This window comes from Kitasatospora sp. NPDC088779 (assembly GCF_040685395.1).
Classification (GTDB): Bacteria; Actinomycetota; Actinomycetes; order Streptomycetales; family Streptomycetaceae; genus Kitasatospora.
In genome coordinates this window covers 17,828-39,395 of sequence record NZ_JBFBHW010000020.1, presented here as the reverse complement: position 1 = coordinate 39,395, position 21,568 = coordinate 17,828, and the positions used below count along the sequence as shown (strand labels likewise).

Genomic DNA, 21,568 nt, shown 5'->3' with positions numbered 1-21,568 from the left:
GGGCGCCTTTCCTCGGGGCAGGGGGCTGCGCGACGCACGGCCGCGGCGCGCGCCCTGGCACTGTATTCGAAGACCCGAGCGAATCAAGGGCGTCCCTCGTGCTCCGGTTCCCCGGCCCCGGCCGCCGTACGGGCGGCAGCGGGGCCGGGGGAACCGGGAGGCCGGGACCGGCGGAACCGGCGGAACCGGGAGGCCGGTGGCGGGATCAGTCCAGGACCGGCAGCAGCTCCGGCAGGTGCCCGTCCGAGGCCAGCGCCGCGGCCCGGCGCTCGGCCGGCACCTCGCCGTACGTGGTGGTGCGCTGGCGGTGCGGGCGGCCCGCCGCCTCGGCGATCGCCTGGAGGTCGCGCACCGACTTGTAACTCCCGTACGCCGAGCCGGCCATCCGCGAGATGGTCTCCTCCATCAGCGTGCCGCCCAGGTCGTTGGCGCCCGAGCGGAGCATCTCGGCGGCGCCCTCCGCGCCCAGCTTGACCCAGCTGGTCTGGATGTTGGGGATGTGCGGGTGCAGCAGCAGCCGGGCCATCGCGACCACCGCGCGGTTGTCCCGGGCGGTCGGGCCGGGCCGGGCGATGCCGGCCAGGTAGACCGGCGCGTTGGTGTGGATGAACGGCAGGGTCACGAACTCGGTGAAGCCGCCCGTGCCGTTGGTCTCCAGGGAACGCTGCTGGATCTCGGCCAGCAGCCGCAGGTGCCCGAGCCAGTGCTTCGGGGTGTCCACGTGCCCGTACATCATGGTGGACGAGGAGCGGATGCCCAGTTCGTGCGCGGTGGTGACCACTTCGACCCAGGTGGCGGCTGGCAGCTTGCCCTTGGTGAGCACCCAGCGGACCTCGTCGTCCAGGATCTCGGCCGCCGTGCCCGGGATGCTGTCCAGGCCGTTCTCCTTGGCCCGCTGGAGCCAGTCGCGGATGGACAGCCCGGTGCGGGTCGCGCCGTTGACCACCTCCATCGGCGAGAAGGCGTGCACGTGGATGCCGGGCACCCGCTCCTTCACCGCGCGGGCGATGTCGAAGTAGGCGGTGCCGGGCAGGTCCGGGTGGATGCCGCCCTGCATGCAGACCTCGGTGGCGCCCACCTCCCAGGCCTGCGCGGCCCGGTCGGCGACCTGCTCCAGCGACAGGGTGTAGGCGTCGGCGTCGGTGCGGCGCTGGGCGAACGCGCAGAAGCGGCAGCCGGTGTAGCAGACGTTGGTGAAGTTGATGTTCCGGGTGACGCAGTAGGTGACGTCCTCCCCGACGGTGTCCCGGCGGACGTCGTCGGCGATCCGGCAGAGCGCGTCCAGGGCCGGGCCGTCCGCGTGGAACAGCGCCAGCGCCTGGTCGTCGGTGAGCCGCGTCGGGTCGTCGGCGGCCACCGCCAGCGCCTCGCGCAGGTCGCCGACCAGCCGCTCGGGCGCGCCCTCGGCGAGCACCTGCTCGCGCAGCACCTCCCAGTCGCCGTAGACGTCCTCGAAGTCGGCCCGGCGGTCGCCGGTGCGGCCCTCGGTGTCGATGGTGGCGTGCAGGTCGGTCCGCCCGTACGAGACGGGCAGGTCCTCGGGCTCCTGCCAGGGCAGGCCGCGGACCACCGCGTCCGGGTTCGCCAGCCCGGTCTCCGGGTCGGCGAGGGCGCGCACGTGCGGCAGCACCCGCGGGTCCAGCCAGGGCTCGCCGCGCCGGACGTACTCGGGGTAGACGGCGAGACGCTCGCGCAGTTCGAAGCCGGCGGCCGCGGAGCGCTCGGCGAGCCGCTCGATCTGCGGCCACGGGCGTTCGGGGTTGACGTGGTCGGGGGTGAGCGGGGAGACGCCGCCCCAGTCGTCGACGCCGGCCGCGATCAGCCGCCCGTACTCGCCGTCCACCAGGTTCGGCGGCGCTTGCAGGCAGGCCGCCGGGCCCATCACGTGCCGGGCCACCGCCACGGTGGCGACCAGCTCGTCCAGTTCGGCGTCGGGCATGCCGCGCATCGCCGTGTCCGGCTTGGCGCGGAAGTTCTGCAGGATCAGCTCCTGGACGCCGTGGTAGGCCCGGGAGACCTTGCGCAGCGCGAACAGCGACTCCGCGCGCTCCTGGTACGTCTCGCCGATGCCGATCAGCAGGCCGCTGGTGAACGGGACGGAGCTGCGCCCGGCGTCCTCCAGCACCCGCAGCCGGACGGCCGGTTCCTTGTCCGGCGAGCCGAAGTGCGGGCCGCCGGGCTCGCTCCACAGCCGGGTGGCGGTGGTCTCCAGCATCATGCCCATGGAGGCGGAGACGGGCTTGAGCCGCTGGAAGTCCGTCCAGCCGAGCACCCCGGGGTTGAGGTGCGGGAGCAGGCCGGTCTCCTCCAGGATGCGGATCGACATCGCCCGCACGTAGGCGATGGTGTCGTCGTACCCGTGCGCGTCGAGCCACTCGCGGGCCTCGGGCCAGCGGTCCTCGGGCTTGTCGCCGAGGGTGATCAGGGCTTCCTTGCAGCCGAGTTCGGCCCCGCGCCGGGCGACGTCCAGCACCTCGTCGGGGGACATGAACATCCCGTGGCCGGCCCGGCGCAGCTTGCCGGGGACGGTGACGAAGGTGCAGTAGTGGCACTTGTCGCGGCAGAGCCGGGTGAGCGGGATGAAGACGCTCTTGGAGTAGGTGATGACGCCGGGCCGCCCGGCCGCCGCCAGCCCCGCGTCGCGGACCCGGGCGGCGCTCGCACACAGGTCGTTCAGGTCCTCGCCTCTGGCCTGGAGCAGCACCGCGGTCTCGGTGACGTCCAGGGCGACGCCGTCCCGGGCTCGGCGCAGGGCGCGCCGCATCGCGTTAGCGGTCGGGGGGTTGCTTGCGTCCATGGCGGTTCCGTCCATGGCGCGACCCTACGCCAGGTGTCGTACGTTCGGAGTAGCCAACCCTGAGGGCGTCTCAGGGTCGATGTACCCGCGAGGTTGACCCCGAACTGGCCCCGCAGGGCGATGACGGGGCCGGAGTGCGGGCCTCTAATGGAAGGGCACAGCCAATCGCTCGTGTTCGTAGAGGAGTTGAGGACGCCATGACCAATGACACGGCGGCGGGGGACAACGTGGACGGCGGCGTGCCGTACCGCTCCCGGCGGCGCATGCTGGTGCGGGCCGGGGTGCCGCTGACGGTGGCCGCGGTGATCGCCGCCGGGATCGGCCTGGTGCCCGCACTGGCCGCCGACGCCCCGCCCGAACTTCCCTCGCTGACGCCGGAGCAGCTGGTGGCCAAGGTGCTCGGCTCCGACGCGCAGAGCCTCTCCGGCACGGTGTCCGTCTCCACCGACCTCGGCCTGCCCAGCCAGCTGCTGGGCGTCGCGGCCGGCGGGCTCGGCGCGGCGGCCGGGCGCGGCGGCGGCCAGGGCTCCTCTTCGGCCGACCCGCAGGCCAAGCTGCTCGGCCTGCTCGGCGGCGACCAGACGCTGCGGGTCGCGGTGGACGGCCCGGACCGCCAGCGGGTCGACCTGCTGGAGGACATGGCCGGCTACACCGTCGTCCACAACGGCGACCAGGCCTGGGCCTGGGACAGTTCGACCAACACCGCCGTGCGCCTGACCGGCCAGGCGCCCGCCCAGCACCCCGACACCGCCGGCAAGCACGCCGGGGCACCGCTGACCGGGGTGCCGACGACCCCGCAGGAGGCCGCCCGGCAGTTCCTGACCGCGAGCGCGGGCACCACGTCGGTCACCGTGGCCGGCACCGCCAACGTGGCCGGGCAGAAGGCGTACCAGCTGAGCGTCAAGCCCGCGCAGTCCGGTTCGACCGTCGCCGAGGTCCGGATCGCGGTCGCCGCCGACAACGGGGTGCCGCTCTCGGTGGTGGTCAAGGGCGTCGACGGTTCCACCGTGCTGGACGTCCACTTCACCGACGTGTCCTTCGCCAAGCCGGCCGCCAAGACCTTCGACTTCACCGTGCCCAAGGGCGCCAAGGTGACGGAGCACAAGGCGGACGAGGGCGCCAAGGGTGAGGTGCCGCAGGGCTTCGCGCCCAAGGGTTCCGCGCCCGGGGGCCAGGCCGGTCAGGACGCCTCGGGCCGGGACCACGGCGGCGTGAACGTGATCGGCGAGGGCTGGACGACCGTGGTCTCGGCGCAGCTGCCCGGCGGCGCCGTCGACGCGCCGCAGGACGGCGGCAAGGGCGGCAAGCACGGCGGCCGGGGCGCGGCCCTGAACCCGCAGGCGCTGGTGAAGTCGCTCGGCAAGCCGGTCGGCGGCGGCACGCTGATCAGCACCAAGGTGGTGAACGTCCTGGTCACCGACGACGGCCGGGTGTTCGCCGGCGCGGTGACCCTGCCGGTGCTCCAGCACGCCGCCGGGGTGAACTGACGGATGACGAAGGCTCCCGTAACGGGGGACGTTACGGAGTCGGCCGGGGGTCCGGGCGCCGAGCAGCGCCCGGGCCCCGGGCCTTCCACCTCCACCTCCCCCTCCACCTCCTCCCCCGGTTCCCCCGGCTCCTCCCGGCCCGACGACGTGATCAGGACCCGCGGTCTGACCAAGCGCTTCCGGGGCGGCCAGCTCGCCGTGGACGGCCTGGACCTGAGCGTGCCGCGCGGCTCCGTCTTCGGCTTCCTCGGCCCGAACGGCTCCGGCAAGACCACCACCATCCGGATGCTGATGGGCCTGATCGCCCCCACCTCCGGCGTCGCCACCGTCCTCGGCGAGCCGATGCCGCAGTCCGTCGCCTCCGTGCTGCCCCGGGTGGGCGCGCTGATCGAGGGCCCGGCGCTGTACGGCTTCCTCTCCGGGCGGGACAACCTGGTCCGGTTCGACGCCGCCGACCCGACCGCCGACCCGCGCACCCGGCGCCTGCGCGTCGAGACGGCGTTGGAACGGGTCGGGCTGAGCGCCGCGGCGGCCAAGAAGGCCCGCGCGTACTCGCTGGGCATGAAGCAGCGGCTCGGCCTGGCGTCGGCGCTGCTCCAGCCGCGCGAGCTGCTGGTGCTGGACGAGCCCACCAACGGGCTGGACCCGCAGGGCATGCGCGAGATCCGGGCGCTGGTGCGGGAGGTCGCCGCGGAGGGGACCACGGTGTTCCTCTCCTCGCACCTGCTGGACGAGATCGAGCAGGTCTGCACGCACGCGGCGGTGATGTCCCGGGGCCGGCTGGTGGTGCAGGGCACCGTCGCCGAACTGGCCGCCCGCGCGCAGGGCCGGCTGGTGGTCCGCACGCCGGACGTGGCGCACGCCGTGGAGGTGCTGGCGGCCCACCGGGTCGGCTCCCTGCTGCCCGGCGACGGGCGGGTGGACGGCGAGCTCGGCGCGCTCGGCTCCCCGGTCGAGGAGGCGCTGCCGAAGCTGTGCGCGGCGCTGGTCGAGGCCGGGGTGCGGGTGCACGGGTTCGGGCTGGAGCGGGGCACGTTGGAGGACGCCTTCGTGGCGCTGACCGGGGAGGGCTTCGATGTCGCAGGCTGAGCTGTCGCAGGCCGGGGTGTCACAGGCCGGGATGTCGCAGGCCGGGGTGTCGCAGGCCGGGGCGGTGCCGGTCCGGACCGGGCGGAGGCCGCAGACGGCGGCCGGGTTCCTGGCGCTGTTCCGCAACGAACTGCACCTGACCTTCCGCCGGATGCGCACCAAGGTGCTGCTGGGGATCCTGGCGGTGCTGCCGATCCTGATCGGCGTGGTCGTCAAGCTCAACACGGGCAGCCCGCACGAGGGCGGCGGCGGGGTGAACTTCATCGCGCAGACCACCCAGAACGGCCTGTTCCTGGTCTTCACCGCCCTCGCGGTCGCGCTGCCGGTGTTCCTGCCGATGACGGTCGGCGTGGTCGCCGGGGACTCGGTCGCCGGCGAGGCGGCCACCGGGACGCTGCGCTACCTGCTGGTCGCGCCGGCCGGGCGCACCCGGCTGCTGGCCGCCAAGTTCACCGCCGGGCTGGTGTTCTGCCTGGCCGCCACCGTGGCGGTCGCGGCGGCGGCGCTGGCCACCGGCGCCGCGCTGTTCCCGCTCGGCGAGGTGACGCTGATCTCCGGCGACACCATCGGCTTCGGCGACGCGCTGCTGCGGGCGGTGCTCGTGGCCGGGGTGGTGGCGGCCTCGCTGGCCGGGCTGGTGGCGATCGGGCTGTTCGTCTCCACGCTCACCGGCAGCGGCATCGCGGCGATGGCGGCGACCGTCGGGCTGGTGGTCACCGTGCAGATCCTGGACGCCTTCCCGCAGTTGGACGCCGTCAGGCCGTTCCTGTTCACCCATTACTGGCTCAGCTTCGCGGACCTGCTGCGCCAGCCGATGTACTGGGACGGCGTGTGGAAGGACCTCGGCCTCCAGGCCGCCTACGTCGCCGTGTTCGGCGCGGCGGCCTGGTCCCGCTTCACCAGCCGGGACATCAGCGTCTGACCGCCGCCTCGGCGGGAGCGGACCAGCGGGAGCGGATCAGCGCCTGACCGCCGCCTCGGCGGGGGCGGGCTGCGGCACGGCCGCGGCCCGCCCCGCGCGGTCGGCCCGCACCTGGCGCAGCGCGTCCCAGGTGAGCACCGCGAGCGCCAGCCAGACCAGGCCGAAGCCGGCCCAGCGGGCGGGCGGCATCGACTCGTGGAACACCGCCACGCCGATCAGGAACTGGAACACCGGCGCCAGGTACTGGAGCAGCCCGAGCACGGTCAGCGGCACCCGCACGGCCGCCGCGCCGAAGAACAGCAGCGGGATCGCCGTGATCACGCCGCTGAGCAGCAGCAGCCCGGAGTGCCCCCAGCCGTACGAGCCGGCCACCGTGTGGCCGAAGGTGCCGCGCCCGCTGACCTCCAGGTAGACCAGGTAGCCGAGCGCGAACGGGAACATGAAGGCGCTCTCCGCCGCCAGGCTCTCCAGGCCGCTCAGCCCGACCTTCTTCTTCAGCAGCCCGTACGTGGCGAAGGAGAGCGCCAGGGTGAGCGCGATCCACGGCAGCCGCCCGTACGCGACGCTGAGCACCGCGACGGCGGCCGCGCCGACACCGACCGCCGCCCACTGCGCCGTCCGCAGCCGCTCCTTGAGCACCAGGACGCCGAAGCCGATGGTGACCAGGGGGTTGATGAAGTAGCCGAGGCTGGTCTCGACGACGTGCCCGGCGTTGACGCCCCAGATGTAGACGCCCCAGTTGATCGAGATCACCGTGGCCGCGCCGGCCAGCATGGCGAGCCGGCGGGGCTGGCGCAGCAGCGGGCGTATCCAGCTCCAGTGCCGCTGGGCGATCAGCAGCAGCACCACGGCGACCAGGGACCAGACCATCCGGTTGGCCAGGATGTCGTCGGCGGCGCCGGGCTCCAGCAGTGGCCAGAACAGGGGGAAGAGGCCCCAGATGCCGTAGGCCGCGACGCCGTACCAGAGGCCTCGGCCGCTGTCCTGCTGGGTTGTCTCTGGCATGGCCGCCTGCCCTCCGCGCGCGTGTGTCGAGGTGACGGTAGCGGGCGGAGGGGCAGGCTGTCATCTCCGTTTCCGCATTTTGGTCATGACATCGCTGACCTCGGGAAACGCGGGCCCACGGCGGGTCCGGAGTGCGGGAGGACCTGAGGCCCGGAGCGCCTCAGGCCTGGAGCGTCTCAGGCCCGGAGCGCGGCGCGCACCGACTCGGCCAGCGGGACGGTCGGGCGGCCGATCAGCCGGGCCAGGTCGCCCGGGGTGCCGGCCAGCTCGCCACGGGCGATGCCCGCGTCCACGTCCACCAGCACCTCGGCGAAGCCCTCCGGCAGGCCCGCGCCGACCAACGCCGCGAGGTGCTCCGCCGGCGCCACGTCCTGGTGCGCGACCGGCTGCCCGGAGACCAGCGCCAGCTCTGCCGCCAGCTCCGCCAGGCTCCACGCGGCGTCGCCGCTCAGCTCGTACACCCGGCCCTCGTGGCCCTCGCCGAGGAGCACGGCGACCGCCGCGTCCGCGTAGTCCTTGCGCGGGGCGGTGGCCACCCGGCCGTCCCCGGCGCTGCCGAGCACCACGCCGCGCGCCACCGTGCCGGCCGCGTCGCCCAGGTAGTTCTCGGTGTACCAGCCGTTGCGCAGCAGGACGGACGGCAGGCCGGATGCGCGGATCAGCTCCTCCGTCGCCTTGTGCTCGTCGGCCAGCCGGAAGGTCGCCGCGCCCGGCGCGCTCGTGTAGGCGAACAGCGCGACGCCGGCCGCACGGGCCGCGTCGACCACCGCGCGGTGCTGCGGGATCCGGCGGCCGACCTCGCTGCCCGAGATCAGCAGCACCCGGTCACCGGCCGCGAAGGCGCCGGCCAGGGACGCCGGGTCGTCGTAGTCGACCACGCGGACGGCCACCCCGCGCGCGGCCAGGTCGGCCGCCTTCCCGGCGGAGCGGACGGCGACCGCCACCTCGCTCGCGGGGACCGCGGCCAGCAGGCCCTCGACGACGAGACGGCCGAGCTGGCCGGTGGCACCGGTGACGACGTACATGGGGATGCTCCTTGGGTGGGTTTCTGCCTCGACGGGGTTCCTGCCTCGAAACTCACCCTAGGGACTGCACTAACCTTTCGAAAGTACGCACTTCAAAGTACGGTACTGACATGAAGGTAATGGCAGGACAGTCATGAAGACCCTGGAGGAAGGCCGCCCGGCCGTCCCGGTGCGCGAGCTGCCGCCGGCGGACGTGTTCGACCGCATGTGCCCGTCCCGGGGCGTGCTGGAGCACGTCACCAGCCGCTGGGGCGTCCTCGTGCTCGGCGCGCTGCGCGAGCGCGGCTACCGCTTCAGCGAACTGCGCCGACGGGTCTCCGGCGTCAGCGAGAAGATGCTCGCGCAGACCCTGCAGACGCTGGAACGCGACGGCTTCGTGCACCGCGAGGCCTACCCGGTGATCCCGCCCCGGGTCGACTACAGCCTCACCCCGCTCGGCCGGGAGGCCGCCGAACTGGTCGCCGCCCTCGCGCACTGGTCCGAGCAGCGGGTCCCCGCCGTCGAGGCCGCCCGCGCGGAGTACGACGCCCGGCCTAGCGTTCGCTGATCAGGGCCGCCAGCCCGTCCAGCACGCGGGCCAGGCCGAAGGCGTACGCGTGGTCCGGGTCGTACGCGCCGCCGTGGGCCTCGCCGGCGGCGGCGCCCACCCGGGCCGCGACCGGGTAGCGCTCGGCGTCGAAGACCTTGGCGAGCAGCTCGGCGTTGGCGGCCCACCACTGCGCGTCGGTCATCGCGCTGTCCTGCCGGGCGGCGCGCTCGTCGGCGGCCATCCGGGCGCAGGTCTGGACGAAGCCCAGCAGGTGGGTGAGCGCCGCGTCCAGTTCGACGTCGGGCAGGCCGGTGCCCTCGAAGGCGCGCAGCTCGTACTCGTACTTGGCCATCAGGCCCGGGCCGAGCGGCGGGCGGCTGGTGGAGACCGCCGAGACCCACGGGTGGGCTCGGTGCAGCGCCCGGTTGTCGTCGGCGACGGCGGTCACCCTGGCCCGCCAGCCGTCGTCGGCGGGGGTGCTGCGCGGCGTCGTCGCGTAGACGGTGTCCAGCATCAGGTCGAGCAGTTCGGCCTTGCCGGGGACGTAGGTGTACAGCGCCATCGGGGACAGCCCCAGCTCCTGCGCCACCCGGCGCATGGTGACGGCGTCCACGCCCTCGGCGTCGGCCAGGGCGATGGCCACGGCGGCGATCTCGCCGGTCGACCGGGCCTGCCGCGGGCCGCGCCGGCCGGGCTTCTCCTCGGCGGTCAGCCCCCAGAGCAGGGCGAGGGTGCGCGCCGGATCTCCTGCGCTGCTGCGGTCCGTGGCCATGGGGGGATCTTTTCACGGCCCCGCCGACAGCTCGACGGAGCGACGGGGGCGGTCGCTCGGCGGTTCGGCAGCCCGGTGCCGGCGTCATACGAGCGCCGGGTGGATCAGCCGCCCGTGGTGGATGAGCGAGGCGGACTGCTTGAGCCGGTTCACCCGGACGCTGATCTCGTAGCCGCGGATGCCCTCGACGTGGGCCAGGCGGCCGGTGAGGTAACGGTAGAAGTCGGGGGTGTCCCGGCAGGCGACCACGGCCATCAGGTTGTGGCGTCCGCTGATCGCGGCGACGAACGCGCACTCGTGGTGGCCGCCGACCTCCTCGCCGACCTGGTGCAGCCGCGGTAGGTCGACCTGCAGCCACAGGGTGGCGTTGAGCCGGTAGCCGAGGCGCTCGGCCAGGGTGTCGACGTCGTACGTGAGCGAGCCTGCTGCCTCCAGTGCCTCCAGGCGACGGGCGACCCGGGGCTTGGACCAGCCGGTGACCTTGGCCAGGTGGGTATGGGTGGCCCGGCCGTCCTCGGCGAGCGCGCGCAGCAGCGGCAGGTCCTGTTCACCCAGGGGCGTCGACGAGGCCACTGCCGGGGTGGGGTGGCCGGAGGTCAGCCGCCGCACCTGTTCGGGGGTGAGCGAGGCGTCGGGGTCGGTCCAGGGCGCGGTTCCGGGACCGCCGTAGATACGCACGACCAGGTCGACGTTCACGTCCAGGACCGCGCCCGCTCGCGGCAGCTGGCGCAGCAGCAGGTCGTCATGGTCGGTTCCGGCGGGGGACCGGATGATGCAGATGATCTCCGAGCCGCCGGAGGCGATGCCGACGTACGCCACCTCGGACCGGCGGGCCAGTGACTGGGCCAGCGGTGCCACCGCATCAGGTCGGCAGCGCAGCCGGGCGATCCACTCCGCCTGGCCGTCGGCGTTCAGGTTGCCCAGTCCGACAACGCGCAGCAGGCCGTCCCGCCGCAGGGCGGCGTAGCGGCGCGCCACAGTCTGTTCGGACACGCCGATGACCTCCCCGAGCCGCCGGAACGAGACCCGGGGCGCGCACTGCAAACCGTGGATGATTTTGCGGTCCAGATCATCAGCCATGGAGGAATGGTCCCATCGCCAGGCGCTCAGGCGGAGGTTCCGGGAGGCTTCTTGGGATCGACTGCGGGTTTCGGGTGCTTCGGGGAGAAGCTGATCGGCGGCTCCACGGGCGGCTGCCATCGGCCGTCGCCCCCGGGAGCGGGCGCACGCTCCCGGCGGCGCTCCGAGAATGCGGGGCCTCCCCCGCAGCAGCCGAAGGAACGACCCCGTGAACTCCACAACGACGCCGGACCTCAGGGCCGGACGGGCCGCCACGCTCGTCATGGCCTGCCTGGGTGTCTTCGTCGCCTACCTGCCCGTCACCACCGTGTCGGTGAGCCTGCCGGCGATCCAGCGCGCGCTGGGCACGTCGACCTCCGAACTGTCCTGGGTGTCGGACGCGTTCGTGCTGCCGATGGCCGCGCTGATCCTGACCACCGGCGTCTGGGGCGATGTCCACGGCCGCAAGAAGGTCTTCCAGACCGGCATGGTCTTCTGTGCGCTGGGCGCCGCGATCTCGCTGCTGTCCAGCTCGGTGCAGGCACTGTGGGTCGGGCAGGCGGTCTCCGGCATCGGCGCCGCCGCTCTGCTGCCCACCACACTCACACTGATCAGCCATGCCGTGCCCGACCACCGTGAGCGGGGCAAGTTCATCGGCTTCTGGGCGATGAGCCTGACGGCCCCGCTCGCCGTCGGCCCGCTGATCGGCGGCGCCCTGCTGGAGCACACCACCTGGCGCTGGATCTTCCTGCTGCCGATACCGCTCTCCGTGGCCCTGCTGGCCGTCGCCGCGTTCCGGCTGCCCGACTCGCGCGCCCCGCACGGCCGCCGGCTCGACTGGCCCGGCCAGATCACCGCCGCCACCGCCGTCACCGCACTGGTCTACGGCGTCATCGAGGGCGGCGCGGACGGCTTCGACGAACCCGCTGTGATCACCGCGCTGACGCTCGGCGCGGTCGCCGCCGGAGCCTTCGTCCTGGTGGAACTCCGCAGTACCAGCCCGATGCTGGACCTGGCGCTGTTCCGCAGCCCCGCGTTCACCGCCACCGCACTGGTGGCCGTGGTCAGCTTCCTCGGCCTGATCGGCTTCTTCTTCGTGCTCAGCCTGTACTTCGGCCTGGTCCAGCACCTGAGCACCATGCAGGCGGCACTGCGGATGGTGCTGGTGTCCGGCACCTCGCTGGTGGCCGGCCTCCCTGTCGGACGGCTGATGCACCGGATCCCGCCGAGGGTGCTGATCACCTCCGGGCTGGCGCTGGTCGCCGCCGCGATGTTCGCCATGACCGGCGTCGACGCCCACACCTCCTACGCGGCGCTGACCTGGCGACTGGTGCTGCTCGGACTCGGCATGGGCGCGGTGCTCACCCCGATGACCGCCTCCGCAGTCTCCGCCGTTCCCTTCCACCTGGCCGGGATGGCCGCGGCCGGCAACAACGCGATCCGCCAGGTCGGCGCCGCGCTCGGCCCCGCCGTCCTCGGGGCGCTGCTCACCACCCGTGCCCTGAACGCCCTGCCCGCACAGCTCGCGAACGCCGGCGTCCCGGCCCAGACCGGCGCGCGTGTCCTGGACTCCGCCCGCGAACACGGCCTGGGCGCCGTCGCCGGACTCGACCTCGGCCCCGCCACGGGACAGGCCCTGACCGCGCTGAGCAACTCCTTCCTGGACGGCATGCGGCTGTGCCTGCTGGTCTCCGCCGGCCTCGCCCTGCTGGCCGCGCTGGCCTGCGCCCTGCTGCTGAAGAGCCCGTCGAGCGCGGCACCGAGGGCGGCGGGTCCGGGACGGCCAGTGCCGGAAGCGGAGCAGGCCGCGGTCCCGGTTGCGGCGCAGCCAGCCTGAGGAACAGGAAGCAGGGGGACCGACAGCGGTGGTACTGCACCCCGCTGGAGGGAGTCGGTCCGCTGCGCTTCGGGATGAGTCCGCAGCAGGTGTCGGCCGCCCTGGACGGCGAGGTGCCGGCCGAGAGCTGGGGCCACCACCCCTTCCCGGTGGGCAGCCCTTGGGAGGACCAGGGCACTCCCGAGGAGTGGCACGTGAGCAAGGAGTACTACGCCCGGGCTGGGGCGAGCGCGCACTACTTCTACGCGTCGCAGGCGGGCAGGGGTTCCGTGCTGGCCCGGGTGAGCGTCCACGGGCGCAGCGGCCCCCTAGTGTCCCTCTACGGCATCGAACTGATCGGCCGCAAGCCCTCCGCCGTCGAGGCGGACATCATCCGCTACATCCAGGACCGCGGCCTGGACCTGCGCATGGGTTGCGGCGGGGACATCAGCCCGGGCGACTCTCAGGTGTGGGCACGGGCGGAGCGGGCAGGGGACACCTCGGTCAGCGCGGCCTGCTTCTGCATCGAGGACTTTGAGTACCACGGCTGACCCCGTGTCCAGAAGCCGATCAGCCAGTCGACGCCGGCTCCTCTCCCGTTCTACGCAGACGTTCAGGCCTGCTCACTCCGGTCTTCCCGGCCGCCCGATGCCGCGCTGATTCGACAAGATCCGAAAGAGAGGTCCCTAGCCGACCATGATCAAGCTCGGCGCCAACCGCTGTACCGGTGTTCCCCGAGGCCGGGCTACCGTCTCCCCATGACCAGCGTCCCGACCAGCAACGGCCCGACCAGCAACGGCCCGAGTGGCGGCGGCTCGACCGCTGGCGGCCCGGACCCGATCCCGGGCACCGACACTCCCGAGGCCATCCGGCCCCGCGTCACCTGCCGCCGCTGCCATCGCCCGCTGCACGACCCGGAGTCGCGGATCCTGCGGCTCGGCCCGGAGTGCCGCGATCCGGCGGAGCGGGTCGCGCGCTTCGACGTCGACCAGGATCCGCTGCCGGGCATCGGGTGACGGGCGTAGCCCGCCGACCTCTGCTGTAGCGCCCGTCAGGCGCGCCGGAAGAGGCGGCGCAGGAGGCCGGGGCGGGGTTCCGGTTGCTCCCGGGGCACCACCTCGGCCTGCTGGGCTTCCCCGACTTCCCCGACTTCCCCGGCTTCCCCGGCTTCCCGGGCTTCCCTGGCCTCCTGGGCCTCGGCCCGCTCGATCAGCCGCCGGGCCAGGTCGAGGTCGGCCCGGGGCAGCCAGGGCGCGGTGAGCGCCAGCGCGGCGAGCGAGCGCAGGACGGTCACCACGCGGGTGCGGCGGGCCCGGGCGCTGTAGTGCAGCCGCTGCCGGAGCCGGTCGGCGATGTCGGCGCGGGTCTCGGGGTGCGTCCAGCCGATCGCGACGAGGGCGAAGCCGGCCGCCTCGACCACCCAGTCCTCGGGCCCGAGCAGCAGGTCGACCAGCACGCGGCGGCGGTCGGAGTCCTCCCACGGCTGGTCGGTGCGGTGGTGGGCGATGCCGAGGCAGGCGAAGACCTGGACGGCCCGCACCCACAGTTCGGGCTGGTGGGCGAGCAGGGCCCGGCCGAGGTCGTCCTCCCGGGGCATCGGCGGGTGGACGAGCGCGCCGAGCAGGTCGTCGAGCGGCAGCCCGGCCAGCCGGACGGCGTGGTCGTAGGCGGCGGGGACCGTCGCCCAGACGATCTCGGCGGTGGCCCGGACGAGTTCGGCGCTGTCCGGTGCGGGCGGGGCGACGGCCGGGCGCGGGTCGGTCCCGTCCCAGGCCCAGATCCGGGTGGCCGGTTCGGCCAGCGGGAGCCGGGGGTCGGGCTCGGCGACGGACCGGTAGTCGACGGTGGCGCGCGGCAGGGCGAGGCGGACGGCCAGCAGGGAGCTGGGCGGTTCCACGGCGGAGGCGCTGCACTCGATCTCGCTGTCGCGGGTGGTGCCGGGGGCGGCGAGCAGCTGGTGCAGCACGTTGACGGTCGCCTCGGTGGCGCCGGAGACCATGCCGAGCCAGGGTTCCCGGTGGCTGAGCCGTTCCAGCAGGTCCTGGGCGTACTCGTGGTCCGGGTGGGCGCGGTGGTGGTCGGCCAGGGCGAGCAGGTGGGCGGGGTCGCCGTCGGCGGCGTGCCGCAGGCCGTACCGGGCGGGGGCCGCCTTGGGGTGGTCGGGTTCGGTGGCGAGCACGCGGTCCAGCCAGGGCAGGCCGTCGGCGGGGCGGCCGAGGGCGCCGTACAACTCGGCGACGTCGACGGCGAGGTAGCTGCTGGAGTTGTCCCGCTCCGGTTCGACCCGGGCCAGTTCGGCCTCCCAGACGGCGAGCGCCCGTTCCGGCCGGCCGTGCGCGCGCAGGGCGTTGCCGAGCATCACGGACGGCAGGTAGCCGGGGGCCAGCAGGTGGGCCAGTTCGGCGAGTTCGACGGCGCGGTCGGTGGCGCCGAGGCGGCGGGTGAGGCCGGAGGCCATCGCGAGCAGCAAGGCGTGGTCGCCGTGGCGGGCCACCACGGACTGGACGAAGTCCTCGAACGGCTGGACGGCTTCGGCGAGTTCGGCGGGCAGCGGGTCGGGCAGTCCGCCGGCGGCCCGGGCCACCGCCTGGGCGACGGCGTCCGGGTCGACGAGGGCGGGCAGGTCCTCGCGGGCGAGCCAGGCGGTGTGCGCCCAGGGTCTCGCGGGCTCGTACTGGATCGCGGAGGCGAGCAGGCCGACGGCGGTGTCCCAGTCCCCGGCGGCGGCCTCGACGTGGGCCCGGCAGGCGACGGTGCCCAGGTAGACCTGGCCGTCCAGCGGGAACAGGTCGCGGGCGGCGGCCGGTCCTCCGGCGGCGGCGCACAACTCGGCCAGCGCCTCGTACAGTTCGGGCAGCTGGGGGTCGGCGAGGATCGCGTCGGCCAGGTGGTCGGCGGCGTGCGGGAGGTCTCCGGAGTCGATGGCCAGCCGGGCCACCGCCACCTCGCCCTCCGCCGCCAGCCGCTCGTCGCCCTCGTCGTCGGCGTGCCCCATGTGGTCGTCCCCCCGCTCGCGGTGTCTGCCTTGTGCGCGGACGAGGCTATCCCGCGTATCTGATGACCGGATGATCAATCTGCCGGTGTGTCGGACGAGCTGGAATTGGCCTGAATCGCGCTCACCTCTAGGTCGGATACACCCCGAACGAGTGGTTTGGGTGCTGGTCGGCGCCTTTTCCCGGAATCGGCGCACCACGATGTTCCCGACGCTTCGCTCCCGAAGCACCCCCCGGTGCACCCACCGGAGCACTCACTGGAGCACCCACCGGAGCACCCCCACCCCGACGACAAGCGAGAAGTGACGATGAAGCTCTCCCGCACCCTGTCCATGGCCGCCTCGGCCGCCGTCCTGAGCACCGTCGCCCTGGGCACCACCGCCCTCACCGGGCACGCCACACCAGCGGCCGCCGCCTCGTTCGTGGTCAGCGAGGCCCAGTTCAACCAGATGTTCCCGAGCCGGAACTCCTTCTACACCTACCGCGGCCTGACCGACGCCCTCAGCGCCTACCCCGGGTTCACCACCACCGGCAACGACGCCACCCGCAAGCGCGAGGCCGCGGCGTTCCTCGCCAACGTCAGCCACGAGACCGGCGGCCTGAAGTACGTCGTCGAGCAGAACACCGCCAACTACAGCCACTACTGCGACGCCTCGCAGCCCTACGGCTGTCCCGCCGGCAAGAGCGCCTACTACGGGCGCGGCCCGCTCCAGATCAGCTGGAACTTCAACTACAAGGCCGCGGGCGACGCCCTGCACATCGACCTGCTGAACAACCCCTACCTGGCCGAGAAGGACCCGGCCGTCTCCTGGAAGACCGGCCTCTGGTTCTGGAACACCCAGAAGGGCGCCGGGACGATGACCGCGCACGACGCCATCGTCAACGGCAAGGGCTTCGGCGAGACCATCCGCAGCATCAACGGCGACCTGGAGTGCAACGGCAAGAACCCGGACGAGCGCAACGACCGCATCAACCTCTACAAGAAGTTCGTCGGCGTCCTCGGCACCGACGTCGGCGGCGGCAACATCTCCTGCTGACCGGCGACCCCGTGCGTGGGAAGTCGACCGGGCCGACTTCCTGCTCACGGCCCCCCGCAGACCGGCGCATCCCAGCGCTCGACGAGGAGCCTGCGCCGTCCTGCACGAGGCGTTCCTCACGGAGGCCCGGGCGGCGTCGGGCTCGGCGGACGGGCACCTCCCGTACGGGTTCAGGATCCACCTCGCGACGGCGCGGCTGCGGTGAGGCCGGTCCCGTCGGGCACCTGAATATTTCATCACGAGAAATATTCAGGTGGTCGTCGGCGTTGACCACGGAGCCGGGTGCGGGAAGGCCCCGCACGGCTGGAGACGGGAGCGACGCCGTGCGCGTGGAGATCTGGACCGACATCAACTGCCCGTGGTGCTACATCGGCAAGGCCCGGTTCGAGCAGGCCCTGGAGCGGTTCCCCCACCGCGGGGACGTGGAGGTCGTCCACCGCTCCTTCGAACTCGACCCCCACTCGCCGGCCGAGGCGCGGCCGGTCGTCCCGCTGATCGCCGCCAAGTACGGGCTCAGCCTGGACCAGGCCGAAGCGGCGGAGGCGCGGATCGCGGACAACGCGCACGGGGAGGGGCTGGCGTACCTCCGCGAGGGGCGCGACGCGGCGAACTCCTTCGACATGCACCGCCTGCTGCACTTCGCCAAGGACCACGGGCGGCAGGGGCAGCTGCTGGACGCGCTGTACCGGGCCAACTTCGCCGACGCGCGATCCGCGTTCGCGGAAGGACGACTGGTGGAACTGGCCGTCGAGGCGGGGCTGGACGGCGAGGCCGCGGCGGCGGTGCTGGCCGATCCGGACGCCTACGCGGAGGCGGTGCGCGAGGACGAGGCGACGGCGGGCGCGATGGGCGCCACCGGGGTCCCGTTCTTCGTGTTCGACCGGCGGCTCGGGGTCTCGGGCGCCCAGCCCGCCGAGACGTTCACGGCAGCACTGGAGCAGGCCTGGGAGAGCCGGGTGGCGGTGCCCCTGCTGGTCGGCGGCGCCGGAGGTGAGGGCAGCGGCGAGGTCTGCGGGCCGGACGGATGCGAGCTGCCGCAGCGGTGAGGCGCGGGGCCGTGGAGCAGGAAGTCGGCGGGGCCGGCTTCCTGCTCCGGGGGCGTCAGCGCTTGGGGGCGATGAGGCGGATGCCGGTCCAGTCCGCGGCGGCGCTGATGGCCTTGGTCGAGGCGAGGCCGGCGGTCTGGGCGGCCTCGTTGACGTCGCTGGGCTCGATGTAGCCGTCCCGGCCCGGCTTCGGGGTGAGCAGCCAGATCATGCCGCCCTCTTCGAGGAGGCCGATGGCGTCGACCAGGGCGTCGGTGAGGTCGCCGTCGTCCTCGCGGAACCAGAGCAGGACGGTGTCGGCCACGTCGTCGTAGTCCTCGTCGACGAGGTCCTGGCCGATCAGCACCTCGATGCCCTCGCGGAGATCCTGGTCGACGTCCTCGTCGTAGCCGATCTCCTGGACGACCTGCCCGGCCTCGAACCCGAGCCGGGCCGCCGGGTTGGTGCGCTCTGTCGTCATGCCGGTGTTCCTTTGACTTGGAGGCGCCTGTCGCCTCGCATCCGGGTAGCCAACCAGACACGGACGGCGGTCGGCGCGGAACACGCCCGGAGATTGACGATCCGTCAGATCTTGCGGCAGGAGATGACCACGGACGAGCTGACGGTCAACAGGAGTTGCGCACCGCCGGCCGCGTCGGCCCGGGCAATGGTGGCGCCCAGCTCGCCGGGCGGGAGGGGGAACGTGTGCGGGCGCAGGTCGGCGTCGTGCGCCACGACCGCGTCGCCCTCGACGTAGAGCAGCAGGTATTCGGCGACGTCGGACACGTCGGGTCCCCTCCCCTGGGGTGGCTGGCGCTTGGCGCTGCCCACGCTAGGGGCCGCGCGGGGCGCGGTCGGTGGCATTCACCCGGCACCACTCCCACGGGTGAACGCGGTCGAGGACGAGCGAGGGCTCGGGCTGGGGTTGAGGTGGGGGTTGAGGCGGGCGGGGTGCCCGGCGGCGTTGCGACCGGCGGCCTCGCGGTAGGCGATGCGCTGGACGGCGGTGAGCAGGCGGTAGAGGTTGAGAGCGGCGTCGGAGTCGTCGGCGGCGAAGCCCAAGTGGAAGATGAAGGCTTCGAGTTCGCGCCAGTCGAAGTCGTCGGGGACGGGCTGGGCGGCGCCGGGGGCGAGGGTGTTGAAGGCGGCGGCGACGGCGTAGTGGGTCGCGGCGAGGGCGTTGGCCAGGGGGTTGGGGCCGAAGTCGGGCTCCGGGGCGGGGTCGGACATGTCAGGGGTCCTCCTCGTCGGGCTTTGCAACGTTGAGTGCGGTGATGACGCCCAGGACGACGGTGGCGATCGCCAGGGCGAGGAGGACGGCGAAGGCGGCCGCGATCAGAAAGCGCACGGGTCGTCGCGGTCTCGGTCGGCGGCGAGGAGGAGGGAGAGGAGGTTGAGGAGGGTGGAGGCGGGGGCCGTGTTGAAGCGGACGAGGATGCGGCCGTCGATGGTGCGGTCGGTGGTCGCGGAGGGGAAGATGAGGCCGAACCTGCGGCCGCGCTCGTCGACTTCGGCGAGGAGCGTGCGGATGTGGTCGTCGGTGTAGTACCGGATCCGGGGGTCGGTCGGCAGCATCGGGTAGCGGCGGGGAAGAGGCATCAGGCGGCGTCCAACTGCAGTTCGAACCAGACGGATTTGCCCTGCTTACGCAGGTCAGTGCCGAAGCGGTGGGTGAGGGAACGGACGAGGTGGAGGCCCCGGCCGGAGAGGGCGAGGGGGTCGGCGGGGACGCACGGCTCGGGCGGGAGGGTCTGGCTGTCGTCGCAGACCGAGACCCGGAGCCTGCGGTTGAGGAGGGACAGCACGACGAGGGGCGCGAGGCTCCCGGCGTGCTTCCACGCGTTGAAGAAGAGTTCGTGGAGGGCGAGTTCGGCGTCGGAGATGGTGGGGGGCGGCCAGCCGGCGGTGGTGAGGAGGTCGCACAGCTCGGTGCGGGCGGCGGTCCAGTCGGGAGGGTTGGAAGCACGCATGGGAGACCCCAGGAGGAGAGGAGGGGAATCGGCGGAAACGTCGCCATGAACCGGACTGACGCTCCGTCATGTGATCAGTGCAACACTGAGAGTAGGGGTCTGTCTGGCAAGGTTGCAAGCAGATCCAGGAGACTCGTACCAGCCATCACTCGTTGGTGGCATCCCGGAGGGGTTGTGCGCGAGACTGCGCCGACAGGGAAGGACGATCGTGGGATACAAGGGACCAATCAGCCAACGGCAGCGCCGATTCGGCGAGGAGCTGCAGCACCTGCGGACAGCCGCCGGGCTGTCGTCTGCCGACGCCGGGGCACTGGTCGGTATGAAGGTTCCGGCAGTGAGCCACACCGAGGCTGGTCGGATCACTCTCAACCCCGAACGCCTCGAAGTCTGGCTCGACGCCTATGGCTGCACGGACCCGGTATACCGCGCGGGTCTTACCGAGATGGGGCGGAGCAGCGGCAAGGGCTGGTGGAGCGAGTTCGAGGGCAAAGTTCCGACACTCGCGCTGGATCTGGCCGAGGCGGAGGACAGGGCACAGACCTTCTCAGTGTTCGATACGCTCCATATCCCCGGCAGCTTGCAGGTCCCGGGCTATATCGAAGCTATCTACAAGGATGCTTACCAAGATGGCCGTTGGGACACGGCGACCGCCGTCCAGTTCCGTCTACAGCGGCAGCGCGTCCTGACCGACAGTAGGCGTCAGTTTCGATTCGTCATCCACGAAGCAGCTCTTCAGATGCGGTTCGCCGGCAAGTCGGTCATGCACGAGCAGCTTCTTCACCTCGTCGATATGGCGGAGCTACCCAATGTCACGATCGAGATCATTCCATTCGACGCCCCCAAGAAGGTCCCCTACACAGGCGCCTTCCTGATCTGCGACCCCGGGTGCACCGCGCTGTCGACCATCATCCTGGATGGGCCCAAGCGCGCTATTCACCTTGGGGATCCATCAGATGTAGTGGCCTACCACCAGAAGTTTCGCGAGGCCTGCGATCTCTCATTACCGGCCGTGGATGCGTCGAAGCCCAGGCGTGATTCCTCTCGTGACTCGTGGGGACTCCTTCAGCACCTCATCTACCAGCTTCAAACGTGAAAGGCGCCCGATGTCCGACCTTGCCTGGCAGAAGTCATCCTTCAGCGACGCAGACGGCGGCAGCACATGTCTTGAACTAGCGACTGGGGTCGACAGCCTCCGTCACTTCCGCGAGTCCGACGACCCCGACGTCATCGTCACCACCACCGTCCCCAAACTCCGCGCCTTCCTCCTCGGCGCCAAGGCCGGCGAGTTCGACCATCTCGTCCGAGCCTGAACTCCACGCACGCCCGGCGGTCAGCACACTCGGTGCTGACCGCCTCCGCTCAGCTCCCTGTTCCGGGCCGCCCGCACTGGGTTAGCGTGGACCCATGTCGAGAGACCTGCCCGCGCTACGGGCATCCCATCAGGACCGGGACCGCACCGTAGAAACGCTGCAGGTCGCCGCCGCAGACGGCCGGCTCACCCCCGAGGAGCTCGAAGCCCGGCTGGAATCCGCGCTCTCGGCCCGGACGCTCGCCGAGCTGGCTGAGCTGACCACCGACCTGCCGAGCTTCGCGTCGGCCGTGCCCACGCCGAAGGACGTGCTGGTCATCGACCAGCGCGGCGGCAAGTACACCCGGGCCGGGCGCTGGGTGGTCCCCCGGCACATCGAGTTGCGGCCGAAACATTGCACGGTCGTCCTCGACTTCACCGAAGCGGTCATCACGGCCGACACCCTTCTGATCGACGCGGCCCTGCGGCACGGCAAGCTGCTCATCATCAGCCCGCCGGGCCTCGTCACCCTCGACACCGACGATCTCACCCTCGTCTTCTCCAAGGTCAAGCAGCGCTCCAACGGCGGCGGCGACGCCACCAGCCCCCGGCTCCGGATCGAGATCACCGGCACCCTCAAACACGCCTCGGTCGTCGCGCGCCCTCCCCGCCGCCGCCTCTTCGCCACCTGAGGCAGGCCCACTCCCCATCTGCACACCCTCGCCCGCTCGTCGATCCCAACGAGCGGGCACCT

The 21,568-nt window shown here is 72.6% G+C and carries 23 protein-coding genes; 12 read left to right on the top strand and 11 right to left on the bottom strand.

Going from position 1 to position 21,568, the window contains the following annotated elements:
• Positions 1-205: 205 nt before the first annotated feature.
• Positions 206-2,812 (bottom strand): bifunctional FO biosynthesis protein CofGH, encoded by a 2,607-nt coding sequence (locus tag AB0P03_RS20520; protein WP_363585372.1) that lies wholly within the window; start codon positions 2,810-2,812, stop codon positions 206-208.
• Between the two features lie 182 nt (positions 2,813-2,994).
• Between AB0P03_RS20520 and AB0P03_RS20515 the strand changes: the two genes are divergently transcribed.
• The 3 genes from AB0P03_RS20515 to AB0P03_RS20505 all read left to right on the top strand — a co-directional run bounded on the left by AB0P03_RS20515 (position 2,995) and on the right by AB0P03_RS20505 (position 6,295).
• Positions 2,995-4,284, top strand: coding sequence for a DUF2092 domain-containing protein (locus AB0P03_RS20515; RefSeq protein WP_363585373.1), 1,290 nt, complete (start codon positions 2,995-2,997; stop codon positions 4,282-4,284).
• 147 nt (positions 4,285-4,431) lie between these two features.
• Positions 4,432-5,373, top strand: a complete 942-nt coding sequence (locus tag AB0P03_RS20510) for an ABC transporter ATP-binding protein (protein WP_363630125.1) — start codon at positions 4,432-4,434, stop codon at positions 5,371-5,373.
• A gap of 151 nt (positions 5,374-5,524) precedes the next feature.
• Positions 5,525-6,295, top strand: a complete 771-nt coding sequence (locus tag AB0P03_RS20505) for an ABC transporter permease (RefSeq protein WP_363630187.1) — start codon at positions 5,525-5,527, stop codon at positions 6,293-6,295.
• 36 nt (positions 6,296-6,331) lie between these two features.
• Here AB0P03_RS20505 and rarD read toward each other — a convergent pair whose 3' ends face one another.
• Entirely contained in the window at positions 6,332-7,300 is a 969-nt protein-coding gene (gene rarD / locus AB0P03_RS20500; protein ID WP_363585376.1) for an EamA family transporter RarD, read from the bottom strand.
• Between the two features lie 176 nt (positions 7,301-7,476).
• Entirely contained in the window at positions 7,477-8,325 is an 849-nt protein-coding gene (locus tag AB0P03_RS20495; RefSeq protein ID WP_363630123.1) for an SDR family oxidoreductase, read from the bottom strand.
• A 205-nt stretch (positions 8,326-8,530) separates the two neighbouring features.
• Between AB0P03_RS20495 and AB0P03_RS20490 the strand changes: the two genes are divergently transcribed.
• Entirely contained in the window at positions 8,531-8,872 is a 342-nt protein-coding gene (locus AB0P03_RS20490; RefSeq protein WP_363630185.1) for a helix-turn-helix domain-containing protein, read from the top strand.
• Here AB0P03_RS20490 and AB0P03_RS20485 read toward each other — a convergent pair.
• A complete protein-coding gene (locus AB0P03_RS20485) occupies positions 8,859-9,626 on the bottom strand; it encodes a TetR/AcrR family transcriptional regulator (RefSeq protein ID WP_363585378.1) in 768 nt (255 codons plus the stop codon). The two genes, AB0P03_RS20490 and AB0P03_RS20485, sit on opposite strands and share 14 nt — an antisense overlap.
• An 84-nt stretch (positions 9,627-9,710) precedes the next feature.
• Entirely contained in the window at positions 9,711-10,706 is a 996-nt protein-coding gene (locus tag AB0P03_RS20480; RefSeq protein WP_363585379.1) for an AsnC family transcriptional regulator, read from the bottom strand.
• 262 nt (positions 10,707-10,968) lie between these two features.
• On the opposite strand from AB0P03_RS20480, the gene AB0P03_RS20475 reads away from it, so the two are divergent.
• From AB0P03_RS20475 to AB0P03_RS20465, 3 genes are all read left to right on the top strand, one after another.
• Entirely contained in the window at positions 10,969-12,522 is a 1,554-nt protein-coding gene (locus tag AB0P03_RS20475; protein ID WP_363585409.1) for an MFS transporter, read from the top strand.
• A 74-nt stretch (positions 12,523-12,596) separates the two neighbouring features.
• Positions 12,597-13,052 carry a hypothetical protein gene (locus AB0P03_RS20470; RefSeq protein WP_363630121.1) on the top strand — a complete coding sequence of 152 codons (456 nt, stop codon included), beginning with the start codon at positions 12,597-12,599 and terminating at the stop codon, positions 13,050-13,052.
• Between the two features lie 207 nt (positions 13,053-13,259).
• Positions 13,260-13,517 (top strand): DUF6011 domain-containing protein, encoded by a 258-nt coding sequence (locus tag AB0P03_RS20465; RefSeq protein WP_363630119.1) that lies wholly within the window; start codon positions 13,260-13,262, stop codon positions 13,515-13,517.
• A 35-nt stretch (positions 13,518-13,552) separates the two neighbouring features.
• Here the strand turns inward: AB0P03_RS20465 and AB0P03_RS20460 are convergent, their stop codons facing one another.
• Complete coding sequence (locus AB0P03_RS20460) at positions 13,553-15,496, bottom strand: hypothetical protein (RefSeq protein ID WP_363630117.1); 1,944 nt, start codon at positions 15,494-15,496, stop codon at positions 13,553-13,555.
• Between the two features lie 306 nt (positions 15,497-15,802).
• Here AB0P03_RS20460 and AB0P03_RS20455 point away from each other — a divergent pair, with 306 nt between their 5' ends.
• Together AB0P03_RS20455 and AB0P03_RS20450 are read left to right on the top strand one after the other, a co-directional pair.
• The gene (locus tag AB0P03_RS20455; protein WP_363585383.1) at positions 15,803-16,531 is read left to right on the top strand and encodes a chitinase; all 729 of its coding nucleotides are present in this window, start codon (positions 15,803-15,805) and stop codon (positions 16,529-16,531) included.
• A 323-nt stretch (positions 16,532-16,854) separates the two neighbouring features.
• Positions 16,855-17,577: a DsbA family oxidoreductase gene (locus AB0P03_RS20450; RefSeq protein ID WP_363619175.1), complete on the top strand. Its 723-nt coding sequence runs from the start codon at positions 16,855-16,857 to the stop codon at positions 17,575-17,577.
• Between the two features lie 55 nt (positions 17,578-17,632).
• Here AB0P03_RS20450 and AB0P03_RS20445 read toward each other — a convergent pair whose 3' ends face one another.
• From AB0P03_RS20445 to AB0P03_RS20425, 5 genes are all read right to left on the bottom strand, one after another.
• Positions 17,633-18,037 (bottom strand): DUF3052 domain-containing protein, encoded by a 405-nt coding sequence (locus AB0P03_RS20445; RefSeq protein WP_363630115.1) that lies wholly within the window; start codon positions 18,035-18,037, stop codon positions 17,633-17,635.
• A gap of 104 nt (positions 18,038-18,141) precedes the next feature.
• Entirely contained in the window at positions 18,142-18,342 is a 201-nt protein-coding gene (locus AB0P03_RS20440; protein WP_363585386.1) for a hypothetical protein, read from the bottom strand.
• Positions 18,343-18,420: 78 nt separating this feature from the next.
• Positions 18,421-18,786: a hypothetical protein gene (locus AB0P03_RS20435; protein WP_363585387.1), complete on the bottom strand. Its 366-nt coding sequence runs from the start codon at positions 18,784-18,786 to the stop codon at positions 18,421-18,423.
• A gap of 105 nt (positions 18,787-18,891) precedes the next feature.
• A complete protein-coding gene (locus AB0P03_RS20430; RefSeq protein ID WP_363585388.1) occupies positions 18,892-19,155 on the bottom strand; it encodes a hypothetical protein in 264 nt (87 codons plus the stop codon).
• A complete protein-coding gene (locus tag AB0P03_RS20425) occupies positions 19,155-19,526 on the bottom strand; it encodes an ATP-binding protein (RefSeq protein ID WP_363585389.1) in 372 nt (123 codons plus the stop codon). Before AB0P03_RS20425 ends, AB0P03_RS20430 begins: the two co-directional genes overlap by 1 nt.
• A gap of 208 nt (positions 19,527-19,734) precedes the next feature.
• Here AB0P03_RS20425 and AB0P03_RS20420 point away from each other — a divergent pair, with 208 nt between their 5' ends.
• The 3 genes from AB0P03_RS20420 to AB0P03_RS20410 all read left to right on the top strand — a co-directional run bounded on the left by AB0P03_RS20420 (position 19,735) and on the right by AB0P03_RS20410 (position 21,506).
• Positions 19,735-20,619: a helix-turn-helix transcriptional regulator gene (locus AB0P03_RS20420; RefSeq protein ID WP_363585390.1), complete on the top strand. Its 885-nt coding sequence runs from the start codon at positions 19,735-19,737 to the stop codon at positions 20,617-20,619.
• A gap of 10 nt (positions 20,620-20,629) precedes the next feature.
• Positions 20,630-20,836 carry a DUF397 domain-containing protein gene (locus AB0P03_RS20415; RefSeq protein WP_363585391.1) on the top strand — a complete coding sequence of 69 codons (207 nt, stop codon included), beginning with the start codon at positions 20,630-20,632 and terminating at the stop codon, positions 20,834-20,836.
• Between the two features lie 94 nt (positions 20,837-20,930).
• A complete protein-coding gene (locus AB0P03_RS20410; RefSeq protein WP_363630113.1) occupies positions 20,931-21,506 on the top strand; it encodes a DUF1707 domain-containing protein in 576 nt (191 codons plus the stop codon).
• Positions 21,507-21,568: the final 62 nt, after the last annotated feature.